Annotated in this window: 7 protein-coding genes; 5 read left to right on the plus strand and 2 right to left on the minus strand. The window is 36.3% G+C overall.

The features are described from left to right. The first annotated feature begins 140 nt into the window (after positions 1-140). The 5 genes from LC457_RS20965 to LC457_RS20985 all read left to right on the plus strand — a co-directional run bounded on the left by LC457_RS20965 (position 141) and on the right by LC457_RS20985 (position 5469). Complete coding sequence (locus LC457_RS20965) at positions 141-719, plus strand: hypothetical protein (RefSeq protein WP_223601575.1); 579 nt, start codon at positions 141-143, stop codon at positions 717-719. Between the two features lie 103 nt (positions 720-822). Next, on the plus strand, positions 823-1623 hold the full coding sequence (locus LC457_RS20970; protein WP_223601576.1) for a WxL protein host-binding domain-containing protein: 801 nt from the start codon (positions 823-825) through the stop codon (positions 1621-1623). Then, positions 1616-4369, plus strand: a complete 2754-nt coding sequence (locus LC457_RS20975; protein ID WP_223601577.1) for a hypothetical protein — start codon at positions 1616-1618, stop codon at positions 4367-4369. The genes LC457_RS20970 and LC457_RS20975 overlap by 8 nt, the downstream gene beginning before the upstream one ends. After that, positions 4366-4890, plus strand: coding sequence for a hypothetical protein (locus LC457_RS20980; protein ID WP_223601578.1), 525 nt, complete (start codon positions 4366-4368; stop codon positions 4888-4890). Before LC457_RS20975 ends, LC457_RS20980 begins: the two co-directional genes overlap by 4 nt. A 9-nt stretch (positions 4891-4899) precedes the next feature. Next, positions 4900-5469 (plus strand): hypothetical protein, encoded by a 570-nt coding sequence (locus LC457_RS20985; protein WP_223601579.1) that lies wholly within the window; start codon positions 4900-4902, stop codon positions 5467-5469. A gap of 140 nt (positions 5470-5609) precedes the next feature. Here LC457_RS20985 and LC457_RS20990 read toward each other — a convergent pair whose 3' ends face one another. Further along, entirely contained in the window at positions 5610-7505 is a 1896-nt protein-coding gene (locus LC457_RS20990) for a SusD/RagB family nutrient-binding outer membrane lipoprotein (protein WP_223601580.1), read from the minus strand. Positions 7506-7520: 15 nt separating this feature from the next. After that, complete coding sequence (locus LC457_RS20995) at positions 7521-10418, minus strand: SusC/RagA family TonB-linked outer membrane protein (RefSeq protein ID WP_223601581.1); 2898 nt, start codon at positions 10416-10418, stop codon at positions 7521-7523. Positions 10419-11376 lie beyond the last annotated feature (958 nt).

An 11376-nucleotide genomic window follows, 5' to 3' on the forward strand; every position in this document is an offset into this window, starting at 1 on the left:
AAAACGTACAGGTTTTTTTGAGTTATTCTTCAAATATAACGCATTACATAGTGCAAATAAGCAATAATATAAAAATTATAATATATTTTTTTCACAATGTACTGAATTTTGTTATATTCACTTAACTAATTATTTACATCATGAAAAAATTAAATTTAACGATTGCCATGTCTTTATTTGCGTTTGCTCTACCCGGAAATCTGAGCGCGCAAGACCTCGCTACAGATAACCATACGGTTACCATTTCTATTCCCGAAGTTGCATTGGTAGATATTGAACCATCTGCCACAAAAAACATTACTCTTGGATTTACAGCACCTACTGAAGCAGGAAATCCTATCGTTCCAGCAACAGCCAACACTACTTTATGGCTTAATTATTCGTCCATTAAATCTGTTGCAGATCCTACCCGTAATATAAGTGTAACAATGAATGCTGTCATTCCCGGAGTTGATCTTCAGGTAACAGCAGCAGCACCTACCGGAGCAGGAGCAGGAACATTGGGAACATCTGCAGGTCTGTTGACTTTAAGTGCTGCCAACCAGACTATCATTTCAGGAATCGGAAGTGCTTATACAGGAAATGGTGCCAATAACGGTCACAATCTTACCTATGCACTTGCTGCAGGAAGTGGTCCTGGAGGTGTAGCAGCGTACGCAGATTTACAGGCAACAGCCACTGTTACAGCTACCGTTACTTATACAATATCAGATAATTAGAATTTAAATAAAATTCTTTCTACCTGTCAAAAACAAGAAGAAGTTGTCATTCAGTTTCTTCCTGTTTTTGTATTACTCATCATTTAACTCCAAACTTTACAAAATGATAAAGCGTATTCTTCTTTTGATCGCCTTGATTTTGCAGTTTAGCTTTTTACATGCGGGCATCGTGATTCTCAACGGGCTTACGCATTCTTACAACATTGAAAACGGAAAGGTTTATAAAGGAAAAGTTGCCATTGAAAACACAGGCAGTAATCCTCAAAGTATAAAAATATTTTTACAGGATTATACCTACCATGCGGACGGAACGATCAATTATACAGCATTACGTACCAATACACGCAGTAACGGCGAGTGGCTAAAGCTCAATACCAATCTTGTTACGCTTAAAGGTAAAGAAAAGACTGAAATATTCTATGAAATAACAGTTCCCAATCAGGCAATGGATCCCGGAAGCTATTGGAGCGTGATTATTGTAGAACCGATAGAAGAGATAAAGCCCAGCGACAGTAAACCAGGAGTGAGTATCACTTCTATTATACGATATGCCATTCAGGTTATTACAGATTTTGAAACAGAAAAGGCCAAACCGGAGCTTAAGTTTGAAAGTGTAAAGGTGGAAAAAATGGAGGGAAAACAAACCGTAAAGGTAGCAATTGCCAATAACGGTAATCTTTACTGTAAACCTACAGCTTCCATTGAAATTTACAATCGTAAAACGGGTGAAAAGGTCGGTACCTATTCAAGTTTAACAATGGGGCTGCTCCCAGGCACCTCCAAAACATTTTACATTGATATCAGCAAATTACCCCCTGCTCAATACAAAGCAGCGATCATAGCGACCGATGAAGAAGAGAATGCTTTTGCACTCAATGTGGAATTAGAAGTAAAAAATGATTAGAACTTGGACTTTATTTATTATCCTATTACTATTCCCGATATTTATTTTTTCTCAACAGCAATCCAACAGATTGTCCAGTAAAAAAGATAGTATATTACCGGGAATGTCTACTTCTATCCCTTTTACATTAGAAAATAATTCGGATGAAAACAAGACGTATGAGATATCAGTCACTACTTCAAGTCCGGCTATTACACCCATTTTAGCAAAAGGAGAATTTCAGATTGCGGCCCATGAAACATCAGCTTATCTGGTACCTTTGCGTATTGCAACGGAAACAAGCCAGGGCAGTTATTCTGTAATACTGAACATTATTGACCGCAATACCGGGATATCCTTCACCAAAACATCAAAAATAACAGTTTCAGGAAACAGAAATATTTCCGTTACTCCTTTGGATTCACCCAAGTTTGTAAGGGCCGGAGAAACTATCAGAGCTTCTTTTCTTTTAAAAAATAATGGTAATATAATAGAGGATATTCATCTTGAAAGTAAAAATGCCATTCTTGATAATGAGCCCTCTTTAGTACTGGAACCCAATGAGTCAAAAATCATTACGATACACAAAGTAACCAACCCCGAACTCAGTCAAAATGAATTCCAGAACCTTAATCTTTCGGTATACTCAAAAGGTAATCTTAAGGAAGATCAAAGCGTTTATGTAAGTATTCAGGTTATATCCGTAAAACCATCTGAGAACGACATTTATCACAGACTTCCTGTTGCCCTTTCATTATCTTTCATCGGAATGCAGAATATGGGAGTTTATAATGATGGTTTCCAAGGAGAAATTTACGGAAAAGGAACACTGGATAAAGACAACAAAAACCAGATTGAATTTCGGGCGGTTACCCACAATCCTGTAGATCTCAATACATTTACTCAATATGAAGAGTATTTTGTGAATTATAAACGGGATAACTTCTTTATTCATCTGGGTGATAAAACGTATTCTTCATCTTATTTAACCGAGTTTGCAAGATATGGCCGCGGCGCAGAAATCCGTTATGATTTTAATAAAGTAAGTTTGGGCGGTTTCTATAATCACCCAAGGTTTTTCAGAGATATTAAGGATGAATTTAATATTTATTCTGCTTTCAAAATCAGGAAAGAATCAGAAATTTCGGTCGGATACCTTTACAAAACTCCGAGAAAGGAGGAAATCCGATACGGAGATATAAGACTGGATTCTGATGCGCATCTTCCTTATGCCAAAGGAAAATTCAAGATCTCAAGAAACATTAATATTTCCGGAGAATTAGCCTACAGTACTACAAAAAAAACGGATGGAACAGCTTATATGCTTCAGGCTGAGGCTATTTTTGAAAAGTTCAACGGAAGTTTAATGTACGTAAAAGCAAGCCCTGAATTTGCAGGATATTTTACAAATACAAATACTTTTAACGGGAACGTTAATTACAAAATTTCCAGAAAGCTCAGTGCGTTTGTCAACTACACACAGGATGCTAAAAATTTCCAGAGAGATACGCTGTTTTTAGCAGCTCCTTACAGACAGTATCTGCAATATGGAGTACAATATAAATACCGGTCAAATGGATCTATTATTCTTAATAGCGGGTATCAAAAGTATCAGGATCGTCTGGAACCCAGACAATTTGATTACTATGAGCGTTTTTTCAAAGTGAGTATTGATCAGCAGGTCGGAATGTTTCAGGTGAATCTTGAAGGACAGTTTGGTAAAACAGACAATTATCTGACGGGGTTTAGCGGTAATTCAAGTTTTTATTCTGCCAATCTTTCATTTCAAAAATTCAGAACCTATTTTAATGTATTCGGAAGCTATGCGATCAGCTCAAGATATCAGCTGCAGAATCAGAAGCAGCTCTATTACGGAGCAAGAATTTACAGCCGCTTTTCTGATAAGACTACTTTAAGTATTTTTTATCAGAACAATTATATGCCGGAAGAATATTTTAAAGACAGAAATTTGTTTGAACTTCTCTTCCATCAACAGCTATTTCCCGGAAATGAAATTGATCTTTCCGGCAGATATTCACTACAGAGAGGAGAAATCGGGGATAAAGACTTTATATTCTCTATGCGTTATACATGGCGTCCCAATGTGCCGGTACAGAAAACTGCTGAATATATTTCGTTATCCGGAAATATCAGTAATCTTGGGATAAAAAAGACGGAAGGGGTAAGATTAATGCTGGGAAGTTATCTGTCAGTTACCGATCAGGAAGGAAATTATGTATTCAAAAATGTGATTCCAGGAAATTATTTCCTGGAAATCGACCGGTCAACAACAGAGATCAATGATATTCCCACCTTAGCTCTTCCCGCAGCCCTTTCTCTGAGTAATAAAGAAAATATTTTTAATTTCGGGTTAACTACAGCCGCTAAGGTTGAAGGTCACATTCAGTTTGAAGAAACAGAAGATAAAGATCAGACTGGATTTACTGAACTGCTTGCCAAAAAAGAGAAAAAGAAAAAAGAAAGTATTATTATAGAAGCTACGGGTAAGGACCAAACTTATCGCAAAATTTGTTTTATAGGTGAAGATTTTGATTTTACTTATCTAAGGCCTGGAGACTGGACTGTTAAAGTTTACCGCAATGGTCTTGATAAGCGTTATAAAGTCTCAAACGATAAATTTCAGTTTACTCTTAACCCTTCAGAAACAAAAAAATTAAAGATTCATGTTGTCAAGCAGCAAATAGAAATAAAATACCAGCAGGAATCCTTAAAGGTAGGATATAATGAAATAAAAAAGAAGAAATGATTTTGATCCGTTCCCTATTATTATTAGTGTCTTTTATTTTGTCAGGAGTTGTATACTCCCAGACTACTGTCTCCATGACTTTACCTACCGTAACTTTAATGGATATAGAGCCTACAGGAAATTTTACACTCAATTTTACTGCTCCTACCGAAGCAGGAAATCCCCTTGGTAATCCCACTCCCAATACTTCAAAATGGGTCAACTATACTTCTGCAATTGCACCCGGAGGTCTTACCAGGAAAATCACAGCATCTGTGAATAAAATTATTGATGGAGTTAATATAAGATTACAGGCAGCTGCCGCTTCCGGATCAGGAGGAGGAGCATTGGGAACTTCTTCAGGACAGGTTACTCTTACCACGACTCCTGTCACAATTATTAGCGGAATTGGAGGTGCCTTTACAGGAAATGGGGCTAATAACGGCCATAATCTCACTATTTCTCTAACGACCAATACGTATGCTAATTTATTAGCACAGGCTAATACAGCTATTGTAATTGTCTACACCATCACAGAATAAAATTGAAAAATGAAAATCAACAGTTATTTTTTCAGAGAAATCCGTTTAAAAAAATATGTAAGCAGTATCCTTCTAACAATAAGCTGCTGTCTCGGAGCGCAAACTATAAATGTTGGTGGCAGTAACTGGACTGTAAGTGTACCCACTATAACAGAAGCAGGCACAAACTATGCAGGAACTTATCAGAGTGCTACTAATCTGATAACATTATCCGGTACACTGCCAGGATCTTTTCTAAATCTACTCACAAGCGGAGCGGCAAGAGTAAGTGTACATCATACCCCTACTACCTGGAATAGCAACCTCCACCTTTATGCCAAAAGAAGTGGTGGAACAACCAGCATCAGTGGACTTTGTCTTGGCTGTACTGCAACAATCAATGGTGGGACAACCTATGTAGAAATACCACAAGCCGTAGCTACAGCATTCTTTACAATAAATTTTACCGGAGTTCTGGGACTGGGTAACAGTGTCACCTATTCGTCTATTAATGGACAATTGCAGATAAGCGGAGTTTCTGTAGCCATTCCTGCAACTACATATGCTACACAGGTAGTTTTCACAATTGGAGCAAATTAAAAATACACCAAAGCTAGTCCAGGTTTGCTTTATAATTTAATTCAACAATTCACCTAAAGAGATATTCAGTGACTTTGTATCTATAACAACAATCCTTTTCAAAATCAGAAAAGGATTGTTGTTTTATTATTTAAATTTAATTAATGTTTGGCCCACCAAAGAGGAGTCAATACTGCATCTGCACCTCCAAGTAATTGTATAGCTTTATCATATCCAGGTTGATCAGTATTTCTGAAAGTACTTGGATATCTTAATCTCTGAGGAAAATTCTGAATAGAATTCGTCATATAATTCCCTGAGCTCAGATTAGGAAGATTTGGCAATGGAGCTTCTATAGCAGGGTTTTCAAAAAACGGCAGCCCGAGTCTTCTCTGATCATTCCAGGATTCTAATGGTAACCAAGGCATATTGGCAATATATTTCTGGGTAATAATCTTTGTCAGTTTATCATTCTTTACCGATCCATTCTTATAAATGGTATTTACAGGATATTTAATTTCTACAGAAACTAAGTTCCCGTTTACAGGATCTTTATATTTCATTGTATGGCTTACTCCCGGCTCTGTAATATGACTGTAAGAAACCGAAGTTCCATCACGGTTATAATCTGTTGAAGCAATATATTGACCATAGAATTGTGAAACTCCGTTATAAGCAAAACTTTCCTGAATTCCTTTGTTATATGCAGCTTCATCGCTCATTGGAACTGCCCAGCCTTTCAGTGCCGCTTCCGCCAAAAGGAAATAAGTTTCCCAGCTTGCAAAAAATATTCTTGAATTTTTACTTTCCCGATACTGCTTACCCAAAGCCGGCACACATCCTACTACATTTCTCAAGCCGTTTCTCTGTCCTTTTACCCCCCAGTTTCCAATAGTATAGGCATTCCAGGTATTTACGGTACTTATTGTTATTTTAGAATTATCTTCAAAGGTAAGATCTCCATGATTGGTAGTTGCCTGATTGGTATACGTGGGATACAATGAGTAAACCGGGCTTGTAAGATCCCCCGGAATATAGAATGTTTTATATGCTCTCGGATCGATTTTGTTGGGTAATCCGTCTAACCAATATCCTGCACTTGGGTCATTAGTCATTGTAGTGAACTGTTGATCATATTTTATCCCAATATAATCAGATGCCTTTACCTGTGTATGTTGAGCTGTTGGTAATTGGTCTGTAGAATTTACTCCTCCTAAGCCAATGTATAAATTATTAAGGGTTGCTGATAAGATCTGAGAGTTCCATTCTCTGGACATTACGCCTGTTAGCGCATCCCATCCCGGTTTTTCAGCCACTTTAAAATTATCTGTACTTGTAGCAATAAACATATTTGAATTAGCCGCTGCTTCAAATTCTGTTTTTGCTTTTGAAGGATCTACTTCGGCAATTCTCATGGCAATTCTCATCCTCATAGAGTTAGCATACTTTACCCACTGAGTCCAGTTAAAGCCATACACCATATCATAGGCATTAGCATTGGATGGTACTCCTTGGGTTGTATCCATTTTTGCGACTGCATCTTTTAATTCTTCCAAAATAAAATAATACACTTCTTTTTCAGAATTGAAAGTAGGATTCGTTCCCTGAAAAGCCTGAATAGGTTGAGGTCCGAAATTATCCGAAAATTCACTCATTAAATAAGCTCTCCAAATTCTGGAAATCTGAATGATATTATTATAATAAGGTTTTCCCTGCCCGGCCGCCTTTTTTTCATTAGCCAATTGAATGGCCGCATTCGCATTATTCAGCCAATCTGAAACGTATTTCCAGTATTCGGAAGTCCAGGAATCGTCGTAAGTTCCACCTGCAATTCCTGTCGATAAATGCTGTCTTGCTGCTGTTTTCCAGTATAAAACAAAAACACGTTCTGCGATATTAGGATCCTGCTGAGCACCGAGAATTGAGTTATTTAAGAAATATTCAGGTTCTGCCTTACTAGCGTCTACGGCAAACGGGTTATTATTGATGTCTTCAAAATCATTACATGAAGTACATAGTAAACTAATTGTAAAAAATGATAAGATATATTTTTTCATTGTTTCAGTTATTAATTAAAAGCCTAAAGTGATTGTAAATAAATAAGATCTTGAAGTAGGAAAAGCAAGGTTTTCAAATCCTGTAGCATTAGAATTAATTGCGAATACAGATTCCGGATCAATTCCTTTTGCTTTGCTATAAATCATCCATACGTTATTTGCCGTAAAAGCAACTTTAGCACTCTGTAAGGCTAGTTTCTGGAAAATACTTTTAGGGAAACTGTAGGTCAGCTGAATATTTCTTAACCGAATATTGGTAGCATCATAAATATTTTGTTCTGTAATTCCTAAATTTCCAGATGTTACAGCTCCCCAATAATCCTGTTGAGTAATTTCTTTGGTATTTGCTGTATAACCGCCATTTCCCTCCACTACTGCATCTAAAATCATATTATCACGTTTTCCTCCGGGTGCAGTGTCTGCAGCAAGTCCATTCGCTTGTAATGCAGCTTGCGTTGCAGAGAAAAATTTACCTCCGATTCTTCCGTCAATTAAAAATGAAAGTCCAATATTTTTATAAACAAAGCTGTTTGTAAAACCAAACAAAGCTCTCGGCGTTTGATCTCCAAGATAATATTGATCAGAAGTAGCCTGCGGTAATCCGTTTTGATCCACAATAAGCTTTCCGTAATGAGGGCTGCTTGTATCTTCTACTCTTAGGAATTTCGTTCCATAAATCGCTCCGTAAGGTTTTCCTACTTCTGCAAAGAAAGCAACGTTATCAAAACCTGATAAAGGGTATTTTGAAACAATACCATCAATTTTATCGATGTTGCTTTTTAGGGTTGAAAAATTGGCATTGACATTCCATACAAAACTTTCCTTCTTAAAGATATCCGTATTCAATACGAATTCAAACCCTTTGTTATGCAGCCCTCCTGAATTAATTTTCTTTTTCTCATATCCTGAAAGAGGATTTATTGGTAAATCTATCAGTTGCTCTGTTGCATTATTACTAAAATAACTTACATCCAGAGATACTCTGTCAAAAAACTTCATATCTGCACCGACTTCAAAACTTTTAAGCTTCTCGGCATGAAGATTTGAATTAAAAAGAATTTTATTTCTTGTAAGCACTATATGTCCGCTTGGATCTGTGGAAGCGGTATAGGTATTATATAACTGTTGGGGCGGTAAAGAATTTCCTGTAACTGCGTAAGCCGCGCGAAGTTTAGCAAACGTTAAGGCATTTAAAGTTGTACCATTTAATTTTTTCAGCATATCTGTTAAAACTAATGAAGTGCTCACAGAAGAATAAAAATAAGACCTGTTATCAATATTCAAAGTAGAAGACCAATCATTTCTTGCCGTAGCATTCAGAAACCAATATCCGTCATAATTAATTTCAGCAGCAGCAAATACTGAATTAATTTTTTTCCACATATCAACTTCAGTCGTCGTAACAGAAGCAAGATCACTCGTATTAGATGTGCTGAAAACATTGGCAAGAATAAGATTTTGTGTGGAAAAATATAGTGCCTTATCCCTGCTTTCCATCATCTGTCCATAAACAGAAAGCGATCCTCCCCATTTACCAACAATATTATCTTTTTTAGCATTAAGACTTATAATATAATTATTCTCATAAAACTTTTCCTGAGCGGTAGAGTAAGAATTATTACGGCCAGATCCCGTCCAAACTCTTGCATCGTTATTTAAAGAATAGAAATCTGTCCCTAGCCTTACATCTGCGCTCAGCCAGTTATTAAATTGATATTTAAGATAACCGTTTAATAAAAACCTGTCTTTTTTATCTGCATTCAAAGCATTATAGGCTGTCCAATAAGGATTAACTCCATTGGAAGTTATCCAGCGCGACGTTACTCCATTTTGCATCTGTCCCTCACGATAATCTCTTACATCAATATTTTGAGGCATCAGAAGGATTCTTGGGTAGTAATTTCCATCACCTTGTCCTGCAGAAGGTCTGTTTGTGCCTTTAACGCTCATATATTGGGCTTTCACCTCAGTAGTCCATCTTTTATTAGCCCCAAAATTAGAATTCATTTTTGCCATAAAATTGAACCTCTCATATTTTGAATTTGGAATCTGGCTATTACTGTTTAAATAATTAGCAGAAGTGTACAAGCTTGATCCTTCACCTATGTTCTCCTGAAAACTCAATGTATGCTGAGAATTAGTTCCTGTCTTAAAAAAGTTTTTTAAGTTATCATGAACCGTCATATTTGATCCTTCAAAAGTGGGTCCCCAGGAAGTTGTATTATCAACCCCTTGTGGATTGGGCAGACCATTACTACCTTGAGCGAAACTATGCTGCAAATCAGGTTTCATAAAAATATTTTCAAAACCCAGGCTTGTAGAATATGTAATTCCTAGTCCTCCTTTTCTTTTACCTGTTTTTGTAGTAATCAGAATAACTCCGTTTCCACCTCTGGAGCCATACAAAGCAGAAGCAGCACCGCCTTTTAAAACGGAAAGACTTTCAATGTCATCAGGGTTGATATCACTTAAACCATTTCCCATATCAAGATCCGGGTTCCAGAAATCGTTATTAGAGTCTTTTCCATTCTGCTTAACCTTTGAGCCTAAGCTATTACTTAACGGAACTCCATCCACCACAATAAGAGGTTGATTATCTCCGGTAAAAGAATTAAACCCCCTCAGGTTAATCTTGGAAGAAGAACCGGGTCCAAAACCTCCTTTAATGACTTGTAATCCGGCCACCTTTCCTACTAATGCATTGGTCATGTTATTTTCTTTAGCATCGACAAGGGTTTGACCTTTCACATCCTGGAAAGAATATCCAAGCGCTTTTTTTTCTTTTTTTACACCATAGGCTGTAACAACTACTTCATCAATCTTTGACGCTTTAGTTGAATCACTTTGTGCATACAATCCACCGAAAAAGAATAAGGATTGGAGCAGTCCAACCTTAAAAATGGTTTTTTTCATAAAAATTAGATTTGGTATATATTTAATAATATCACAAGATATTTCAACAAATAAACGTAATTCTCATTAAATTAATATACAATCATTAATTATTTATGCTAAATACATTAATAAAAGCAACCAAATCTTTCTAATTTAAACATATTAAATCATTAATATGAGTTTGAAACTTTTGATACTTAAATGATTAAGTAAAATTTAAGTTAGATGAGCTATAGTCTAAATCTAGTACTTTGTGGGGATTGAATTGAAGAAAATAATGGCTTGTTTAAACTCCTTCAGAGTGACAATGGAGTATGTACTCTGAATAATAAATGATCAATTTTACATAGTGATCTAATACTTCCGACTATGTCATTCCGAAGGAATCCAGCCGCATTTATTGGAGTCTAAAGGATTCAAGGGAGTAGCACAGAGTTTTTAACATTTAAGTGATCTGATAATCTTAGACATACTTGATGATAGAATTTAAAATGGCTTGTTTAGACTCCTTCGGAGCGACAAGGGAATATGTACTCTGAATAATAAATGATCAATTTTACATAGTAATCTAATACTTCTGACTATGTCATTCCGTAGGAATCCAGCCGCACTATTAGAGCCTAAAGGATTCAAAGGAGTAGTATAAAGTTTTTAATATTTAAGTGATCTGATAATCTTAGATATACTTGATGATAGAATTTAAAATGGATTGTTTAGACTCCTTCGGAGCGACAAGGGAGTTCTATCAATAATAAGTGATAAGTAATCAATGATGAGTGATCTCTGGTATTGATTGAAACAGGAACCATTATTGATTACCGATTACTCATTGCTTATGTTTGGATTGGGGTTGTGTATAAAGCAAAAAAAATCCTTTATCATAAGATAAAGGATTTTTAAAAATAAAATAAAAACTGGCGGCGGCCTACTCTCCCGCTTTCGCAGTACCATCGGCGCTGGTGGGCTTAACTTCTGT

This window comes from Chryseobacterium sp. GVT01B, assembly GCF_019970045.1.
Taxonomy (GTDB): Bacteria; Bacteroidota; Bacteroidia; order Flavobacteriales; family Weeksellaceae; genus Chryseobacterium.

Coding starts and splice junctions, on each gene's coding strand:
- LC457_RS20965 (WP_223601575.1), top strand. CDS start 141: ATGAAAAAATTAAATTTAACGATTGCCATGTCTTTATTTGCGTTTGCT.
- LC457_RS20970 (WP_223601576.1), top strand. CDS start 823: ATGATAAAGCGTATTCTTCTTTTGATCGCCTTGATTTTGCAGTTTAGC.
- LC457_RS20975 (WP_223601577.1), top strand. CDS start 1,616: ATGATTAGAACTTGGACTTTATTTATTATCCTATTACTATTCCCGATA.
- LC457_RS20980 (WP_223601578.1), top strand. CDS start 4,366: ATGATTTTGATCCGTTCCCTATTATTATTAGTGTCTTTTATTTTGTCA.
- LC457_RS20985 (WP_223601579.1), top strand. CDS start 4,900: ATGAAAATCAACAGTTATTTTTTCAGAGAAATCCGTTTAAAAAAATAT.
- LC457_RS20990 (WP_223601580.1), bottom strand. CDS start 7,505: ATGAAAAAATATATCTTATCATTTTTTACAATTAGTTTACTATGTACT.
- LC457_RS20995 (WP_223601581.1), bottom strand. CDS start 10,418: ATGAAAAAAACCATTTTTAAGGTTGGACTGCTCCAATCCTTATTCTTT.